Raw genomic sequence first — 18,752 nt, 5'->3', positions numbered from 1 at the left:
GGCAGACTATGTCATCCGATGCTGCGCTACGAACCGCTTCAGGCGCTCGACACCGGCGTCGAGCCGCGCGGTGTCGCACGCGTAGCACCAGCGCAAAAAGCCTTCGCCCTGCGGACCAAAGGCGCTGCCCGGCGCGAGCCCCAAGCCTACTTCGCGGACCATCGCTTTGCACAGCTCCAGGCTGCGCGAGGCATCCGGCATCGAGAAAAAGAGATACATCGCGCCGGGAGGTGCCTTCACGTCGACGCCGGACACGGCCGACAACGCCTGCACCAGATGATCGCGCGACGCCTTCAGCTCGCGCACCAGTTCCTGCGTGAAGCGCTCGCCCTGCTGCACGGCGGCGATTCCCGCCTGCTGCACGAACGCCGGCGCGCAAGACGTGTTGTACTCCACCAGCTTGCCCAGGTCGCCCATCAAGCCAGCGGGCGCGACGATCCAGCCGAGCCGCCAGCCCGTCATCAGCCACGCCTTGGAAAACGAGTTGACGCAAATCACCCGCTCGTCGCGCGTGGCGAGATCGAGAAACGACGGCGCGGTGCGAGCGAGCGCGGCGCTTTCGCCGTCGTGGGGGTGGTCCTCCGGATAATAAAGACGCTCGTAGACCTCATCAGCGACGATCCAGATGCCGTGCCGCCGGCAATGCGCGAGCACCGCGCGCTGCTGCTCCCGATTCATCACCCAGCCGGTCGGGTTGTTCGGCGAGTTGACAAGCAGCATTTTCGTGTCGGGCGTGAGGGTTGCCAGCAGGTGCTCCAAGTCGAGCTGCCAACCATGCTCGCCGTAGCCGAGCGAGACGGTTTCCACATGCGCGCCGAGAATTTTCGGAATTTCGACCAGATTCGGCCACAGCGGCGTCACTGCAACCACGCGGTCGCCCGCGCCGACCACCAGCTGCGCCGCGAGCATCAGCGCGTTGACGCCTGCGCTCGTCACCGCGATATGGTTCGGGGAAGTTTCGCCGTGCAGTCCGCTGACGTAATCCGCGAGCGCCGCGCGCAGCGGTGCAACGCCAAGGTTATGCGTGTAGAAGGTTGCGCCTGCGGACAGCGCGGCGCTCGCGGCGTCGCGAATGAAGGCCGGCGTCACGCGGTCCGATTCGCCGAACCAGAACGGCAGCATATCGGCCACGCCAAAGCCGGCGTTGGCCACTTCACGGATCTGCGAGGGACGCAGCGCGCGCACGGCGTCGCGCGCATCGGGATGGGGTCGCGCGGGGAATTCCGGTTCGCTCATCGAAGCTTCCAGGTGATATCCAGATAGAGAAAGAGCTATGTCAGTTGAAGCGCTATGGGCCCGGCACATGCCGCAGTGAGCGCAGACGCGAGTTTAGCCCAGCGCCAGATACTGAAACATCGAGCCGCACACAGGCAGAGGCACACGGCAGCCGACCAGAAGCATCTCGACAGCTGTTGCAACGCGAGCGCGAAAGGGTGCCGTCCGTGCGTCGGATCAGACCAGATCCTCGGCCCGCGCCGGCAATTCGCGGATCAGATTCCACACTGCCTCAGCCGCCGGCGACAGCGAGCGATCGCGACGCCGCACCAGTTCGACCGTACGCTCGGCCCGCGGCATTAGCGGGCGCGCGGTCAGCGCGGCGCCCGCCGGCAACGGCAACGCGAGCCACGGCAGCACGCTCACGCCAATGCCAGCCTCGACGAGCCCAAAAACGGTCGCCGAATGCCCCAGCTCCTGCACCACGCTGGCGTTCACGCCGTACTCCTGCATCACCGCGTCGATGATCGGCCGGCTGCCCGACGCGTAATCGAGCATCACCAGTTGCTGACCTTCGAGATCGGCCCAGCCGACCTGCTTCTTCTGCGCGAGCGGATGATCGTCCCGACATACGAGGCAGAAAGAGTCAGTCATCAGCGATTCGCTCAACAGGTCGTCCGAAGCGAATGGGCCGATGATCACGCCGAAATCCACCTCACCCGATTTGACCTTGCGCACCACGTCGCTCTGCACGTCGTCGCGCAAGCCGAGCGCGATGTGGGGATAGCGCCCCCCGCACGACGCCAGCACGCGAGGCATCAGCCGGCATGCGACGGTCGGACTGGCGGCTACGACAACGCGTCCGCGACGCTGCTCGCCCATTTCGCGAATCTCGCGCAACGCGTCGTCGAGATCCGTCAAAAGACGCGACACGCTCGACACCAAATTGCCGCCGACGTCGGTCAGTTGCACCTCGCGCGTCGTCCGGTCGATCAGTTTGAGGCCGATTTCCCCCTCCAGCTCACGCACGCACCGGCTCACCGCGGACTGCGTCAAGCCGATCTCCTCGCCCGCGCGACTGAAGCTCTGCAGGCGCGCGACCTCGATGAAAACCCTTAGCTGGCGCAGCGTTACATTCATTTAGTCGATTCATCAATGACATATTTTGATGCGCATTGTAACCGCTGAGCCCAACCGGCACCGGCTTCCTGGGTACTCGCTGCAATGCAGCAAAGAGGCGCAAACGCACGCCGCGCGGGCCTTGGTGCACAAGATTGGTGATTGTCCCGATTTGCGAGATGGGTTTTTTGGATTCTTATACGGCCCTAGCTAGCGCCCGCGCTGGCCCGCTGTCACAGGGCTTTCAGGCGGTTGGACTCAACTTGGCACACATCCTGCATTTACATGCACACAGGGTCGGCGCCATGACTTCTGACTGCATAGCAGACCGTGGCAAACCCGACCCCTTGGCACTCGCCTATCGAGTGCATGGAGAGTGCGCGGCGCGGGGCAGCGCACCGGAGTTAGCTTCGCTGAGGTGAAACATGATGCTGTTCGACGATTTGAGAGACAACGAGTGGGCGCTGGTCGAGGCGTTGTTCTGTGCGGAGCCAGCACGGAGCGAGCGTCGCGGTCGACCGCGCGTCGAAGCGCGCGCCGTCGTCAACGCCGTGCTGTGGGTGCTATCGACAGGCGAAGGGTGGTCCAAACTGCCGGGCCGCTATCCGTCACCGCCGACCTGCCGCCGCCGTTTCGACGAGTGGCAAGCCGATGGTACGCTCGCCGAAATAGTCAAGCGACTAGGCACGAGCGGGCGCGAAATCTCGCTGCGCGGACGCATTGGCGCGACCGCCGCGAAGCCGCCGGCGCCGCCGAGCCGCGACCGTCTGCGCGGCGCATTCTGGACCAACCCGGAATCGTGGCGCGCGCCGGTCAAGATGGCCTGAGTAAAATCGTCTTTCTCCGGGCGCCTGCGGGCGCCCGGAGCATATCTGACCGCCCGGCGTCTGGCCCGGCGGCTTCCTTGCGACGCCCACGGTTCGACGATCCCCTGAATAATCGCCGTCGATGTCTGCCGGCATCAGAGCGACTGCCCCGAAACGGCCGTCCGCCGCTGTCGCCCTTCGCCCGCTTGCGCTGCCTTTCGCTTCTTTGTGCCGCCTCAGACGCCTGACGCTGCGCGAGAGTTGCGGGTGAAACATCCATTTACTATTACTTACAGCGTGCTTTCGTCAGTGGACATACCTTATACGTATGCAAACAGGCCTGGTGTCCAGGGGGCTTGGACGGGAGCTCAGCATGAAACCAATGTCACTGCTTCTGTGCGGCATTGTGATTTCATCAATGGCCGCATCGGCGCTCGGTCAACAGCGCCCGCAAGGCTGGAACTGGCGGCCCGATCGCACGGCTTCCGTCGAGGCGTGGCAGCAAAGCGCCGCGCGTAGCCGCGACTTCACTCCGCCTGCGCCGCGGGGCGACTTGCGCGGCGATATCGCGAGCAATGTGCGCACGCGACCGGAATCGCCGCACGCTGAGCCCTCGAGGCGCCGTTAGGCGGCCGGGCCGGCCATGCGCGCCCGTTGCGCCGTGCGCTCCGGCGAGCGCGACGAATGGGAAGCGAATATCCGGGAACCACAACTCACGCGACCGGTCTGACTTAACGCCATTAGCACAGCGTGGCAGCAGTAATTCCGGTACGCCCGTATCCTTGTGATACGGGCTTTTTTTTGCGAGCGCCGGATTGGCGCTCGCTGCAAGGCTGAGTGGTTACAGATGCAAGGAAAAAGGCATAAGCCGTCTCCGCCCGCGAGGCGCGGCCGGAAAACTGAGCGTGTAACGCGATGACCCGACAGCAGCCGTGCGAGCTCGGCCGATAAGGCGCTTAGGCCCTTAGTAGGCCCTTAGGCGCTGACGCCATAACGCGCCTTAGGCCAAAGCCACGCAACGCCCATCTAGTTTGCGCCGCCCCGCTATGTGCGGGCTTCGAGCGGCGCGGCAGAGCGCGTTTCTGCTGCAGCGAGGACATAGTCGTTCATTCGCTGCGCGGTCCAGGTGAGAAGGCCTTCGTCGTGTGAGAGCCGCGCGAATTCGGCGCGGCCGCGATCCGTGAGGACGGCGATGTCGACAGGAGCATGAAAGCCCGGCGCCGGCGCGACGGTGCGCTGCCGAACGGTGTCCATGAGGCCCAACGCGCGAAGATATTGGAAAACGCCGGGGCGCTTGGCCCACGGCACCTGGCGATATTGCGCTCGCCGCAGCGCTTCGAGTACCGCTTCGTTGGAATACGTGGTCATCTCACTTCTTTCTTAAAGTGCAGCTATGACACATCTATGCCAACACGTCACCGCGCCACCAGTGACGCGCTTGGCACCCGCCCGTGGCTGGAAGCTGGCCGTAAGCGCTACGACCGAGTTCTGCCAGGTGCTGCCTGGTCTTGGTTTCGGAACCCCCGTGAGAACGGCATGTTAGCGTTCTACCCGCGAGCCGACGATGCAACCGCTGCGGCGCGATAGCAGGCTCGAAGATTAATCCCGAAAGACATACGTTACCCCATCTAAATTGATTCTATTCACTTTATTGGCGCTTTTTTTTGCAGCAATCGTGATATGGAAGCGCGCTCGACGCCCCCTCGCCTTTTGCACAATCGCCTTGTTCTGGCTGCTTTCAGCCGGCTGGCTCACCGCTCCGTTGCTGCATCTTGCGCAACCGCAAGTGCAAACCAGCGCGCTCGGCGAGTTCGCGCCGCGCACGGCGATCATCCTGCTCGGGGGCGGCACGGTGTACAACCGCGAAAGGGTGCTCGTACCGCCACGCGACGTGCTCACCCGCATTACGCTCAGCGCGAAGAACTACGCGGCATGCAAGCGCGCCGCGACGACCTGCAGCGTGATTGTCAGCGGCGGCAATCCACAGCGGCATGCCGCAACGGAAGCCGACACCTATCTGCCGTACCTGCTACGCGAACACGTGCCGCGTGCGGACATCGTCCTTGAAGACCGCAGCCTCACGACGTATGAAAACGCGCGCAACGTATCCGCTATTGTCGGCCAGTCACGTTACGATTCCTTGATACTGGTCACGTCCGCGTATCACATGCCGCGCGCGTTGCTCGACTTTCGCCATTTCGGCCTCGCGCCGCAGCCATTGATCTCGAGCGTGCGCCGTGCCCGTCTCGGCTTGCTGCCGCGCTATTCCAATCTGGTGAATGCGGAAATCGCCTTGCATGAGCTGATCGGCATTGCACAATTCCATGTGTATTGCGCCATTGGGCTGTTCTGAAAGCGCGATTCGCGCACGGAAGCTAATTCACTTAGCCATGCGAACGAGTCCGACAGACGCGCAAGCGACGATGAACCCTCGAGCGGTGCATTTAAGCATCCTGCATCGGCTAGGAGTAACAAGATGTAAGCAATCGCGCCGGCCGTTACACACCGCCATCTGGAGCGGATATTGCTGCCTAGAATACATTGTCTTTCCGAATGGGCAGACAAGTACTCGGGTCCACAACCACTCTGCGGAGGTAGCAATGAAGAAAGTGTCCCTCGCGATCCTGATTTCCCTCGGCGCCGTAGCCGGCGCGGCATACGCACAGGACGGCGGCGTCACGATGAGTACCGACCCGGCAAGGGCTGCCGACGTCGAACAACGCGCGCAGGATTTGCAAAGCCGCCAGCAAACCGTGGAAAGCGCACCGGCCGCGCCCATGAAGCATCACAAGATGTCGCCGCATCATCACAAGAAGGGTGCGAAAGCCGACGCGTCGAGCTCGTAAGCGCGATCGCCGGCGTCACGAGCGTCGCGAGCAGCAGCGTTCCCGGCGCACTGCGTCACCGCACCTGCGCCCTCGGCGCGACGTGGAAAAGCCGAAGCCGGCGCCGCCGGTTTCGGCTTTTTATTGTCTAATGGACCGGCCGGCGCCCCAAGCCCGGTATGCTAAAGTCGCGCACCGACCGGCGCCCTGCCGGAATCTAACCCGTGCGCACCCTGGTGCGGAGGACAGCATGAGCAACATCCAGCTAGATATCGAATGGACTGAAGCAGCATCCCGCAAAATCGAAAAACTGATGCCGCGCGGCGGTCAGGAAGCGTTCCTTGCGCTGCCGCCCGTCGAATGCCTGCCGATGGAAGGCGACGTGCTGTTCCTGGGTCCGGACGGCAAGCAGCAGCCGTTTATCGTCGCGGAGCGCCAGTATCATCACGATGGCGAAGCCGACTGGACCATCATCCTGATCCTCGACGTGCCACAAGCCACGCATTGACGTCTGCGGCGAGTGTCGCGCGGGCCGCATCCGCCCGGCAATCACTCGCCTTGCGAGCCACCCGGCGCAGGGAAGACGCTCCGTACCGCGCGTGGACGACTTACACGATTCTCGACACCACGCGAATTTCCGCGTGTTCGACCCAATCCGCCACCGCCTCCCTGTAGGCCCTGATGTGCGCAGATTTCGCATGCGCCGCGAGCGCCTCCTGACTTTCCCAGCGCTCGAAAAATACGAACCGGCGCGGCTCCTGAACGTCCCGATGCAGATCGTACTGAAGCGCACCCTGCTCATTGCGCGTCGGGCCGACAATGCCTTCGAGCGCCTCGCGCAACTGCTCTTCGTAGCCAGGTTTCGCCACTGAAATTGCGACTACCGCGATTTCCGACATCCTTCCTCTCCATTTCACGAAAAGCAGCAGCATACCCGCCGCCCGCCGACGCTGCAGGCGGCGACGCAACGCACTCACGCCGCCCCGCCGACGCAACTCGGGCCGATCCGCCTAACGTCTGAGTACCGTCGCCGACTGAAGTTTGGCGGGCATCTACGTGCCGCCCTGCTACCCTCGGCTCATGCAAGCTTACGAATGCTCGATGGCGATCGGCGGCAATTGTCGCAAGCCTGAATATCAGTGAGCGCCGGCTACGCACGCCAGACGCCGCGGCCTGCGTCATCCGCGCGCGGTCAAACAGGTTCGCCGTGCCGCGCGGCCGCTTCGCCGCTCTGTGATAGCCCGCACATTCGTGCGAATTGCCGGCTGCTAGACTCATTTTGACCACTCCGCCGGAGTCCCGCATGGCTGGTACTGCTCCTCGAGTCCCAGGGTTCGATCCGCTTCGCCGTGCGGGCGTGCGCGTCGAATATTCCGTTGCACATTCGCTGTACGCCGAGTCCGCGTGCGCGCCCCGTCACCCGATTGCCGTGATGCCACCATGTCCGCTCTCATGCCCGCCTTTATGCCATCCGTCAGCGAAGTGAGTCTGAGCGGCCTGCTTCCGCACCTCGTGCGGGATGAATCGGGCTGGACCGCAACGTGGCGCGCTCTCACGCTGCACAGCGTGTTTCAGCCGGTGCTCTCGGTCACGCATCAATGCGTGGTCGGCTATGAGGCACTGCTGCGCGCGTTCGATCCTGTCGGCTTGCCGGTGTCGCCCGAAGTTCTGTTCTCAGGCACCCGTTCGGCGGCCGACGCGCGCGAGATCGACCGCATCGCGCGTTGCCTGCATGTCGCGAATTTCATGGAACAGGGCGTCAGTACAGGATGGCTGTTTTTAAATACGCGGCCGCAGGTGTTCGAAACCGGCTGGCCGCAGCGCACGTTCATCGACGAGCTTTCCGCACACTTCGGCTTGCCGCAGGAACGTATCGTGATCGAGGTGCTCGAGCAGCCCGCCGACGACGAGTCCGCCGTCGCCAGCATGCTCGCCGCCTCGCATCCGCGCGATTTCCTGATCGCGATCGACGACTTCGGCACCGGCTTTTCGAACTTCGATCGCGTCTGGCGCTTCCGGCCGGACATCGTCAAGCTCGACCGTTCGCTCGTCGCGCGCGCCGGCAAACGCGAAGGCGACGACTCGATGATCGGCCACCTGATCGCGATGCTGCATCAGTCCGGCACGCTGGTGCTCGCGGAAGGCGTCGAAACGGACGAGGAACTGATGATCCTGATGCAGGCCGACGTCGATTTCGTGCAGGGCTTCTGGCTCGGCCAGCCGAACGGTTCTGTCGAGGCCGCGATTGCGGGCGTGCCGGCACAGATCGAGTCGATGTGGGGCAAGTTCGCGGACTACGAGCGCGCGCACGCGCGTCACAGACAGCTCGGCTTCGAAGGCTTCGCCGAAGCGGTGCTGGCGGCCGCCGAGGCTTACAAGACCACCGGCGATCTGGACCAGGCGGCGCAAAACGTGTGGCATCTGAGCGAAGCACGCCGCGTATTCATCACCGACGAGCAGGGTCAACAGACTCAGGAATCAGTGACGGCGGCCTCGGTGTCGCCGCCTCCGCAGCGGCTTGCGCCGCTCGCGAGCAGCGGTCGCAGCAACTGGTCGCGGCGCGCGTATCTGAAGCATGCACTGGCCGCGCGCGGACGCGTCGCGATGATGGGTCCGCACTACTCGCTCGCGGATGGCGAAGACTGCTACACCGCAGCGCTCGCCTTCGAGCGTGACGGCAACACGCATGTGCTGTGCGTCGACTTCGTGCCGACGGTGCCGAAGGTGCCGAGCGGGCTTGCAACAGGATCGGGCCCGGGCGGACGACATCGCTAGTCGTCCACGCGGCTGCGGCCGGATTTGATCTCGCTGCGCTTCAACTTGCTTTCGAGACGCCGCACGTTCGATGCGCGCGTCGGTCGCGTTGCAACGCGAGGCTTGCGCGTCACGCTCACGCTTTCCACCAGTTCATCTAGCCGCGCGAGCGCCGCCGCGCGGTTCAGTTCCTGAGTCCGGTGCTCCTGGGCCTTGATGACCACCACGCCCTCACGCGTGATCCGGCGATCGGACAACGCGAGCAGGCGCATCTTGAGCACTTCGGGCAACGACGAAGCCCGCACGTCGAAGCGCAACTGGATCGCGCTCGACACCTTGTTGACGTTCTGTCCGCCCGCTCCTTGCGCGCGCACTGCGGTCAGCTCAACTTCGTTCAACGGAATGGGATAGCGGGATGTCATGACGCGAGATCGAGGAAGAAATGCAAGTGTACATAGCCGCGCAAGCGTCGCGCTCTGGGCCCGTCCGGTCCGGCTCATAGCACGATCTGCGACATCGGCCGGAGCGGCAAAAACGGTGCAGCGTGAACGGACGGGCGCACGGTTCGCGCCCGGTTGGCCGCTGAAGCGCTGGCTCGCGCGATCGCGATTCAGCGGCTAACGTCCGCGCGATGCCTCCGTGATTCTCGTGGCGAGACCGGAGTCCCGCTCGGTCGGCGTCGCAATGGCCTGCGCCAGCACCGCGCGCGCGCCGATCACTTCCACGCGCTCACGCGCGCGGGTGATCGCCGTATAAACCAGCTCGCGCGACAACACCCTGCTGAATGTGGACGGCAGCATCAACACCGCATGCTCGAACTCCGAGCCTTGGGACTTGTGAACCGTCAACGCGAACGCAGTGTCGTGCGGCGGCAGCGCGGCCGGCGACACGGCGCGCAGACCGCCGTCGCCGGTCCGGAAATAGACTCGTAGCGCGCCGCCCGCGCCAGGCAACGCAATGCCGATGTCGCCATTGAAGAGCCCCAGCGCATAGTCGTTGCGCGTGACCATTACCGGCCGCCCGGCGAACCACTGGGCACCGACCGCGAGCGTGACGCCCGCCGAACGCCGCACCTGCGCGGCCATTAGCGCATTCACCTGATCGACGCCGCGCGGGCCCGAGCGGGTTGCACACAAAACCCGGAAGCGATTCAACGCGTCGAATAGCGGCAACGGGTCCGGGTTCCCCGCGGCGAGCACGGCGGCCAGCGCATTCGCGTACGGAGCGAAGCCGGCCGACAGGCGTTCGACGGTGCGTTCGGCCAGCGCAACCTGCGCGTCTTCGTGAAGCGAAGCGGCATGTTGCGTGGCGTCGGCAAGCAGAACGTCGAGTGCTGCGCTTGCCGCGCCATTGCGAATCGCAAGCGACAAACGGCCAATCGGCGATTCGAGCCCGAACCGGTAATTGCGCTCCAGCCAGACGACGCAATCCGCGAGCGGGTTTTGCGACGGCTGAGCCGGCATCGCGGATTGTGCAATGCCGCCCGATGCATCGGCGAGGTACATATCTGCATTGCGCGGTTCGCCGAGGTTGCCGACCGTGCCGGGCTCGGCGAAGAGGTCGTCGGGTGGCTCATCGAAAAGATCGGATGCACGATCTGCCGAATGATCGGTTTGCAGAAGGCGATCCGGCTGTTCGTCGAGGTCTTCCGCGACTCCTGGCAGCGCTTGCGTCAGTCGCATTTCGCCGATGCCCAGCGCACCGGCAATTCGCTTTACGCCCTGCGCGCTGAATGCGGGCCGTGCGCTCAATTCGGCGAACACGGCGCCGGCTTCGACAGCCGCGAGCTGATCTTTATCGCCGAGCATCACGAGCCGCGTGTGCGGCGCGATCGCGTCCAGCAGATGCGCGGCCATCGCGACGTCGATCATTGACGCTTCGTCGATCACCACGACGTCGTAAGGCAGAGGATTGTCGCGATGATGCCGGAAGCGCCCGCCCGGTCCCGAGCCGAGCAGACGATGCAATGTGTACGAAGTTTGCGGCAAACGCGCGGCGAGTTCCGGCGGCAAATCTCCGGCACGCGCAAGCAGGGCTTCCTGCATGCGCTGCGCCGCCTTGCCGGTGGGCGCCGCCAAGGCGATCCGCAGATCGGCGTGCGCGTCGAGCAAGCACGCGAGCACGCCGACGACCGTCGTGGTCTTGCCCGTGCCCGGACCGCCGCTGACGATGGTGAGCCGCCCCGACAATGCCATGACTGCGGCCACACGCTGCCAGTCGACTTCTTCGTCCTTGGGAGGGCCGAAGTAGCGTAGAAGGCGTTGGTCAAGTGTTTGGGTGGCGTTGGCGTTGGCGTTGGCGTTTGAGTCCACTTTGGCGTTGGTGCTTGCCTTCACGTTGGCGCCGGTGTCCGCGTTCACCCCGCTATCGCCGGCAGTGCCCGCTTCTACGCCGGCTCGTCCGCCATCGCCTGCGCGCACCACTTCTGCGCCGTGCTCAGCCACCCGCAAAACCGCATCAGCAGCGCCGCGTGCACCCTCGAACGCGCTCTCACCCACACCCGCATGCGCGACCAGCGCGCGCGCGAGACGCCGCTCGTAGTCGTAGTAACGCGCGAGGTACAACCGCCCTTGTGCGTCGATCACCAGCGGCCGTAGCGCGGCGGCCGCTTGGAACCCATCGCTCGCCATGCCGCTCGCGAACAAGGCCGCGCGCACCTCGGCGGTGGACGCCTCGAACCGGCGCGCGAGCGCCGCAAGCGGCACACACACGTGCCCCTCCGCGGTCGCGCGGCTCGCCGCAAAAGCAGCGCGCGCCGCCCACTTGACCGCTTCCGCCGATGCCCCGCCGCGCCGCGCCAATGCGCCGATGCGCCGCGCGAAGCCTTCGGCTAGCGCAATGCTGAAATCCGCCGGCGCCGGCAGATTGACGCCGAGATCGTCGAGTTGCAGAGGCGCCGACACCGTTTGATCGAACGTGCTCATGCCGCGCCTCCGATCATCGCCGCGTCGAGCAGCGCGACAAGTTCGAATGCGGGGCGCCTGACATGCACGCCGGCTTGCGCCCCGGCGTCGCGCCAATGCGGACGAACGCCGCGCACGAACAGATACAGATAGCCGCCAATGTGCGTCTCGTACGCGTAATCGCGCACGCGAGTCTTCAGATAACGATGCAACGCCACCGTATAGAGCAACGCTTGCAGGTGGTACGCGTGGCTCGCCATCGCCGCTTCGACCGGCGCGGCTGCGTAATCCTGCGCGGTATCGCCCAGGTGGTTCGACTTCCAGTCGACGATCCAGAAGCGTCCGTCGTGTTCGACGATCATGTCGATGAATCCCTTCACGAAACCTCGCAGCACGCCCGGCTCAAGCGCGACGTCCGGATAGCCGTGCGCGACTAGCAACTCTCGCAGCGCAGCGAAATCGAGCGATGGCGCCGCGAACAGGAATTCGAGTTCATTCAGACGCCGCCGCGGATTCAGTTGCGCCAGCGTCATGCCAGGCACGAGCTCCGCGCTGACGACGTCCGCGATCAGCCTATGCATCATCGCCGGCAAACGCGGAGCAAGCTCGGGTGACGCCGGCGCGGGGCGCTCGCGCAACGCACCGCGGATCGCATCCGGCCACGTTTTCGAGTCGCTGAAATCCGCAAGCTCGAACATGCGATGCAGACATTCGCCCGCCGCCGCTCCGCGCGGGAACGCAAGAATGTCGTCGGCGGCAATGGGCGGTGACTGGGGCGCCGGCGCGGACACCGGCATCGGCGCCGCAACGAGCGCATCGGCGATTTCATCGTGATCGGGACGCACGTCCTCCACCGGCGGCTGCGCCTCTTCGGCCTTGCTGCCCGCGACAATCAGACCGCTGAAACTCGCCATGCGCCACTGATCGCGCAAGGGCCGGCGATTGGTGCGCGCGCGTTTGTCCACGCCGCTTTCCTGCGTGCTCTCGAGCGGCTTGCGGCGCTCGACCTTCGGCAACGCCTGCAATGCGATCGGACCACCCGCCAACGCTTGCCATCGCGCGGATAGTGCAGCCTCGTCGGGCGGATCGGCGAGCCAGTCGTCGAAGTTGTAGCCACTGCCGGCCACCAGCCAGTTCAACACGCTGCGTCGCGACTCTTTCGTGGACCGCGACGACAGATACGTGCCCGCGACCAGATAACAGCGGTATACCGCGCGCGTCAGCGCAACATAGACGAGCCGCGCCCGTTCGGCCGCCTGCTCGCGCGCCGCGTGACGGGCCGCGCGTTCGGCCTCTTCGTCGTCGCAGCCGTAGTGGAGCACCGCGTCGCCGGTCGGATCGTGATACTCGCGCGCGTCCGGCAGGCCCGATGACGGCGGCTCGCGCAAGCCGCCGTCGTTCAGAAACGGACAGAACACGACAGCATATTCGAGCCCCTTCGACTTATGCACCGTGACGATCTGCACAAGGTTGCGGTCCGACTCCAGCCGCAGTTGCGCCTCCTCGCCTCCACCCTGGGTGCGCTGCGCGGCGAGCCAGCGCAACGTCGGCGCAATGCCCGGCTGCGTAGCCGCGCGCGCCTGCGTGAGCTCCGCAAGATGATTGACGTTGGTAAGACGCCGCTCGCCGTCCGGCGCGGCGACGAGCCGTTGCGCGACCCGCAGCTCGCGCATCAGCGTTCGCCACATGACGGCAAAGCCGCGCTCATGCCAGAGCGTGCGGTAGCGCGAAAACCGCTCGACCCAGCCCATTGCGTCTGCCGCGTGCGCGGGATCGTCCGCGACGGCGGGTGCGTCGGCAACCTGTTCGAGACGCCACAGCGCCGCGGCGTCGAGACCGAGCCAGTCGGTTGCGAGCGCCGCGCGCAAACGGCGCAGGTCGCCAGGCGTATCGACAGCCGCAAGTACGCGCTCGATCTGTTCGGCGTCGAGCGTTGCGAACACCGAAGCCTGCGCGAGCTCCACACTGCCGACGCCCCACACCGCCAGCACGCGTTTGATGAGGCTGCCCTGCTTGTGCGTTTGCACGAGCACCGCGATGTTGCCCGGTGCGAGCGGCGCGTCGCCGATCGTCACAGTGCCCTCGCGCGCACCGCGCAGGAGTCGCACGATCTCAGCCGCGCACGCCTCACTCGCTTCGCGCTGGGCCTCGCGTTTGGTCAACGCGTTCTCGCCCTGCGGCAGCGTCCAGATGCGGAAGTCGCCAGCGTCAGCATCCGGGTCTACGAAAGGCGGCCTGCGCCGCTCGCCGGCACGCACCGGCTGATAGTCGAGCCCATCGAGCACGAATGCCTGCGGGTTCGCCTCGAAGACCCGATTGCACGCTTCGACGATCGGCGCCGTGGAGCGCTGGTTGACGGCCAGCGTATAGCGCGCCGAAGCCGACGCGCGCGCCGCCAGATACGTGTGCAGATCCGCCGCGCGAAAACTGTAGATGGCCTGCTTCGGATCGCCGACCAGAAAGAGCGGACCCGTCGGCGCAAAAATGCGGTTGAAGATTGCGAACTGCAGCGGATCGGTATCCTGGAACTCGTCGATCAACGCAGCCGGATAGCGTGCGCGCAATGCATCCGCAAGCCAGGGATGCGCGGCAAGCGCCCGATACAGATTCGACAGCAGATCGTCGAACGAAACGACACGGCGCGTGCGCTTGCGCGCCACCAGTTCCGCGGGCGCGTAGTCGAGCCACGTCTGTATCAACGCGAGCCAGCGCGCGCGTTGCGCCGCTTCCGAAGCAACGACGGCCGCCGCCAGCGCTTCCGCGTGTTCGAAGAACGCATGCTCGGGCGGTTCGAATTTGACCTTGGTGGCCTTTTTCAACGCGGAAGCCGTCAATTTCAGCGCGGCCCGCGGCGGCGGTGCATGGCAATCGCCCTGAGCGAAATACTCGGTCCATGCGGCAATCGCTGCGCTGACATGATCAGGCTTGTGCGTGGTCTTGCTCAAACGGTCTTGCGCCTGTTCGAGAAGCCGCATGATCGCATCGCGCTCCGCATGCCACAGTTCGCACGCAGCGTCGAAACCGGCTTGGGGATCGGCGCTTGCCTCGCCCTCGGTCCTGCCCCAGCGCAGTTGCGCCAACGGTTTTTTGAGGCGCCGCGCGAGTTGTTCGTCGAGCGACGCAGGGCCTGCCCGCTTAGCCACAAGCCAGGCGGCGAATGCAGGATGCGCATGCGCGACGGGCTCGACCTGCTCGCGCCAGAAATCGGCGGCCATTTCGAAGCGCAAAGCGGCGTCGTCAGCTTCCATCTCGAAGGCGAACGGCATGGCGGCCGCAAACGGCGCCTCCTGCAACGCACGCTGGCAAAACGCGTGGATGGTGTGGATCGCCGCCTGGTCGAATGTGCGAAGCGCGCGGCGCACCACCTTCAATGCCGCGTCACGGTCGATGCCACGCTCAGGCGCGAGCGTCGTTTCGAAAAGACGGCGAATGAACGGGTCGCCGCCGTCATCGTCCATTTCGACCGCGCGATGCAATTCGGCGAGCCGCCCGCGAATGCGCTCGTGCAATTCTGCGGTCGCGGCCTTCGTAAAGGTCACGACGAGAATCTGATCAGCGTTGAGATTCTTTTCGAGCAGCAACCTCACGTAGAGCGCGCAGATGTTCCAGGTCTTGCCGGTGCCCGCCGACGCCTCGATCTGATTGACGCCGTCGAGCGAACACGCGAATACATCGAGCTCTTCAGCGACGAGCGCATGAGGATGCAGCGCGCCGCTCATGACACGCTCCGCAGATGCTGCAGCAACGGCTTGAAAACGATCGACGCGAGACTGCCAAACGGTTCGTCGAGCGTGAGCGACGTACCTCGCAGCGCGATGCGCAATGCCGGGTCGTCGGACTCGCCGCGCACGCGGTCGTTGATCCATACTCCCTGCGCCGCCGAATCGCTTTCGCTTACTTTCGCCCATGCGCTCTTCGGGAAAAAACGCAGCGGCAGTCTGCGCCCTGATCTGAACAGCGCCGCGAGCGGCGCGAGTTCGTCGAGTGGCGCAGCAACGGGCGCGAGCTCGAAGCTCTCACCGCTGCCATGCCAGACAGTGCGGCGCGGACCGTCAGGACGAGCCGCACAGTACACGAGATGCGCGAGCCATGCAGACAGATAGTCGCGCGCGGTGGGTTTGGCGTAGCGAAAGATCACTTGTCCGGTTTCAGTCAGCAGATTCAACGTGCCGAGCAGTTGCAGCGGCGTTAGAGCGGCTTCGCGAAGCTGCGCGTCATGAGCGCCGAACAGCTCGCCCGCAACGTCCGCGTGATCCGGCCAGCGCGGCGCGACGTCGAGCACGAACGGCAAACGTTCGACACCCGCCGCGACCTCACGGCGCACACTGTCGGCGAGCTGGCGCAACGCGCCGAGTTCCCGCGCGCGCCACACCGCGCCGGTCGCGCCGCCGGGCAACTCGGGACTCGCCTCCGCAACGCGCCGTACGCGCTCGAACATGAGATCGTCGTCTTCGATGTCGGCATCGAGCAGCACGGGCAACAGACGCCCGGCCAATGCATCGCGTCCTGTGTAATCGAGTTCGAAAGGCTCGGTGTCGAGCAATTCGCCTTGCGCGTCCGACAAGACAATGCCGAGGCGATCGCGCAGCAGTGCGCGCGCCGGGTGACGCCAGAAGCGCACGAATTCGTCGAACGCGACGGGCACGGCATCTTCCGGCGGCAACGGTTGATCGAAGAACGGCATGGCGGTCCGCTGTTGCGGCGCCGCCAGCAAGGTGGCGAGTTCCGCGCGATCGGCGTCGTAGGTAAAAAGCTCGGACTGCGCGGCAAAGTACTCCGACGCGAACGCCTGGAGCGGATGTTCGACAATGAACGCGCGGCGCGCATGCTCGACTTGCGCGGGACTCGCGCCCTCGCCCGCCGACACCTGTGCCAGATAGTCGAGCAGTTCGTCGACGAGCGCGGCCGGCGGCAACGGCGCATTGTCGCGAATGCTGCGGCCGGTATAAGCGATAAACAGGCGGCTGCGCGCGGCGAGCAGCAGATCGAGAAAGAGATTGCGCTCGTCGTCGCGGCGCTGCCGGTCGCCGGCTTTGCCGAACGCGGCCATCAGATCGAATTCGTCGGCGCGGGCGAGGCTCGGCAATACGCCGTCGTCCATGCCGAGCAGACAGACAACGCGGTATGGCAAACCGCGCAAGCTGGTGAGCGACGAAAACGTCACGCTGCCCCAGGGCACGCCGCCGCGCGCGGGATCATCGAGCGCTTCAGTGAGCGCGCCACGCACGACCGCCGCGGGCATCGTGACCTCCTGCGCGCCGGCCTGCATCGCGTCGCCCATCGTGTCGATCGCGTCGCGCACGGCGGCGAGCGACTCCGCGAATTCCACGCCGCCGTCGAAACACTGCGCGAGCGTTTCGAGCAGCAATTGCGTCCATTCGGCCGGTGTCTGTTCGCTCGCGCAACGCGCCGCGAAGCTATCGATATCGTCGACGAAACGCGACAGGCGGCCGAGCAACTCCGCGTCGGAACCGTCGGCGCCCTCGACAGGTAACCAGGCATCGACCGGCTCGCCGCCGTCCGGCATTGCATAGCCGAGGTACAAACGGGTCAGCGCATCGGCGAAGGTATGACGCGCAACTGGCACGTGTTCGCCGCTCGGCTCGGCAGGCGACAGCCCACGGCGCGCGCCGGCCGCCGCTAGCCATTCCTGCGCGGCTTCCAGCGAGTTCGCGTCGATCCCGTAGCGCACGGCAACCGCGTCGACGCGCAGCCATTCGATCAGGTCCGGCGCGCCGACGCTGCGTTCGGGCAAAGCCAGCCAGTCGAGCACGAGGCGCGCGACGGGATTGGCCTGCGAAGGCGGCAAGCCGGTAATCCGGTACGGAATGCGGCGCGTATCACCAACGGGTGTCGTGCCGAACACCGCGTCGATCAATGGACCGGCGGCGGCCAGATCGGATACGGCGACAAGCACATCCGACGGTTGCAGATCGTCGAATTCGTCGAACCAGCCGAGCAGACAGTCATGCAGCACTTCGAGCTGCCGCGAGAGGCTGTGACACACGTGAACTTCAATGCCGTGCTCGTACGGTGGCTCGTCGGCTTCCGTCTCCGAACGCAGATCGAGAATGCCGTTCTGCACGGCGGCGAGCCAGCTCGGTTCCGGATTCTCCGAGAAGTCTCCCGTCTCGCCGGAAGCCGCGCTTTCGGTGAGCTCATGCAGCATATGCAACTGCGCCTGGGTTTGACGCCCCCACTCCGCAAGCAGCGGATGACCGACTTCCTGATAGTCGAGCTGACCTGCCGCGTCGAGCGCCTGAACGCGGCCTTCGCTCACCACGTCGAACCAGAATTCGCGGCACGGGTTCATGACGTACAGACGCACGTCGACCCAACGCGACAGCGCGCGCAGCAATGCGACGTGCAGCGGCGGCATGGTGGGCAGCGCGAATACGCTCACCGCTTCGGGCCAATTCGCTTTGGCGATGGCGTCGAGATCGAGTGTGCCGATCTCATCGAGAAAGCGGTACGCGGGCGGTAATGCGGCGGCGGGCGTTTGCGCGTCGCCGGCGAGTTCGGTCAGCACCGCGCGCCACAGCGCCGCTTGCCAGCGTTCGTCCTCTCGCGCCGCGTCACTCGCGCCGACGAGGCGCGGGACCGTGCCGTCCGCCGCGCCGCTAGCGAAAATCGAACCGCCCTTTTGCCATTGCAGCAGCCATTCCGGACGATAGGTCAGATAGTGATCGAGCACGGTCGCCACGCGCCGCGCCAGTTCATAGCGCATCGATGCATCGGCTGCGTCGAGATAGGTACGCAAGCGCGGCGAAGCATTCCACGGCAGCGCCTCGTCCGCATCGCCCAACAACCGATAGCAGCGCCACACGAGCCGGTCCGGCGCGAACGGCGAATGCCGCGGCACCTCGATGACACCGCCGATTTGCGCCCACAGCCACTGTGCGAGATAACCGAAGCTGACGTTCGCGCAGATGCCCTGGCGCGCGGCGATATCGAGCTCGAGCCGGCGCCGCACAGCGGCGCTCGGTACGATCACGGGCTGCGCGGTCCACGCATCGGACGGCGCTTGCGCAAGGTCGTCGAGCAGCGCGCCGACAAGCGTTTCATAGCGGTTCGAGTAGAAGAGCTGGAGCATGGATCCGGGACGAGGCGACGTGGCTTTGCCGCATTTG

The 18,752-nt window shown here is 65.3% G+C and carries 13 protein-coding genes and 1 pseudogene; 6 read left to right on the top strand and 8 right to left on the bottom strand.

Going from position 1 to position 18,752, the window contains the following annotated elements:
- Positions 1 to 6 precede the first annotated feature (6 nt).
- Entirely contained in the window at positions 7 to 1,236 is a 1,230-nt protein-coding gene (locus tag F759_RS0119485) for a pyridoxal phosphate-dependent aminotransferase (RefSeq protein ID WP_027801358.1), read from the bottom strand.
- Between the two features lie 216 nt (positions 1,237 to 1,452).
- Positions 1,453 to 2,355 carry a LysR family transcriptional regulator gene (locus tag F759_RS0119480; protein WP_027801357.1) on the bottom strand — a complete coding sequence of 301 codons (903 nt, stop codon included), beginning with the start codon at positions 2,353 to 2,355 and terminating at the stop codon, positions 1,453 to 1,455.
- Between the two features lie 407 nt (positions 2,356 to 2,762).
- Here F759_RS0119480 and F759_RS0119475 point away from each other — a divergent pair.
- Together F759_RS0119475 and F759_RS0119470 are read left to right on the top strand one after the other, a co-directional pair.
- Positions 2,763 to 3,158 (top strand): annotated as a pseudogene (locus tag F759_RS0119475) (transposase); the annotation flags it as partial.
- Between the two features lie 355 nt (positions 3,159 to 3,513).
- Positions 3,514 to 3,768, top strand: a complete 255-nt coding sequence (locus F759_RS0119470) for a hypothetical protein (RefSeq protein ID WP_027801356.1) — start codon at positions 3,514 to 3,516, stop codon at positions 3,766 to 3,768.
- Between the two features lie 416 nt (positions 3,769 to 4,184).
- On the opposite strand, the gene F759_RS0119465 is transcribed toward F759_RS0119470, so the two are convergent.
- Positions 4,185 to 4,508 (bottom strand): hypothetical protein, encoded by a 324-nt coding sequence (locus tag F759_RS0119465; RefSeq protein WP_027801355.1) that lies wholly within the window; start codon positions 4,506 to 4,508, stop codon positions 4,185 to 4,187.
- Positions 4,509 to 4,815: 307 nt separating this feature from the next.
- Here F759_RS0119465 and F759_RS0119460 point away from each other — a divergent pair, with 307 nt between their 5' ends.
- The 3 genes from F759_RS0119460 (at position 4,816) to F759_RS0119450 (ending at position 6,473) form a co-directional block, all read left to right on the top strand.
- The gene (locus F759_RS0119460) at positions 4,816 to 5,493 is read left to right on the top strand and encodes a YdcF family protein (protein ID WP_036024786.1); all 678 of its coding nucleotides are present in this window, start codon (positions 4,816 to 4,818) and stop codon (positions 5,491 to 5,493) included.
- Between the two features lie 247 nt (positions 5,494 to 5,740).
- On the top strand, positions 5,741 to 5,986 hold the full coding sequence (locus F759_RS0119455) for a hypothetical protein (RefSeq protein ID WP_027801353.1): 246 nt from the start codon (positions 5,741 to 5,743) through the stop codon (positions 5,984 to 5,986).
- Positions 5,987 to 6,215: 229 nt separating this feature from the next.
- Positions 6,216 to 6,473 (top strand): hypothetical protein, encoded by a 258-nt coding sequence (locus F759_RS0119450; RefSeq protein WP_006052974.1) that lies wholly within the window; start codon positions 6,216 to 6,218, stop codon positions 6,471 to 6,473.
- Positions 6,474 to 6,573: 100 nt separating this feature from the next.
- Here the strand turns inward: F759_RS0119450 and F759_RS0119445 are convergent, their stop codons facing one another.
- Positions 6,574 to 6,864, bottom strand: coding sequence for a putative quinol monooxygenase (locus F759_RS0119445; RefSeq protein WP_027801352.1), 291 nt, complete (start codon positions 6,862 to 6,864; stop codon positions 6,574 to 6,576).
- A 541-nt stretch (positions 6,865 to 7,405) separates the two neighbouring features.
- Here F759_RS0119445 and F759_RS0119440 point away from each other — a divergent pair.
- Positions 7,406 to 8,740, top strand: a complete 1,335-nt coding sequence (locus F759_RS0119440) for an EAL domain-containing protein (protein WP_027801351.1) — start codon at positions 7,406 to 7,408, stop codon at positions 8,738 to 8,740.
- On the opposite strand, the gene arfB is transcribed toward F759_RS0119440, so the two are convergent.
- The 4 genes from arfB to recC form a co-directional block, all read right to left on the bottom strand.
- Positions 8,737 to 9,141 (bottom strand): alternative ribosome rescue aminoacyl-tRNA hydrolase ArfB, encoded by a 405-nt coding sequence (gene arfB, locus F759_RS0119435; RefSeq protein WP_027801350.1) that lies wholly within the window; start codon positions 9,139 to 9,141, stop codon positions 8,737 to 8,739. The two genes, F759_RS0119440 and arfB, sit on opposite strands and share 4 nt — an antisense overlap.
- Before the next feature lie 195 nt (positions 9,142 to 9,336).
- Complete coding sequence (locus tag F759_RS0119430; RefSeq protein ID WP_027801349.1) at positions 9,337 to 11,643, bottom strand: AAA family ATPase; 2,307 nt, start codon at positions 11,641 to 11,643, stop codon at positions 9,337 to 9,339.
- On the bottom strand, positions 11,640 to 15,341 hold the full coding sequence (gene recB / locus F759_RS0119425; RefSeq protein WP_027801348.1) for an exodeoxyribonuclease V subunit beta: 3,702 nt from the start codon (positions 15,339 to 15,341) through the stop codon (positions 11,640 to 11,642). Before recB ends, F759_RS0119430 begins: the two co-directional genes overlap by 4 nt.
- A complete protein-coding gene (gene recC, locus F759_RS0119420; protein ID WP_027801347.1) occupies positions 15,338 to 18,715 on the bottom strand; it encodes an exodeoxyribonuclease V subunit gamma in 3,378 nt (1,125 codons plus the stop codon). The genes recB and recC overlap by 4 nt, the downstream gene beginning before the upstream one ends.
- Between the last annotated feature and the right edge of the window lie 37 nt (positions 18,716 to 18,752).

It is taken from the genome of Paraburkholderia dilworthii (assembly GCF_000472525.1).
GTDB classification, from domain to species: Bacteria; Pseudomonadota; Gammaproteobacteria; order Burkholderiales; family Burkholderiaceae; genus Paraburkholderia; species Paraburkholderia dilworthii.
Note: the sequence above shows the minus strand (reverse complement) of the source record. Positions and strands in the feature narration are given on the sequence as shown.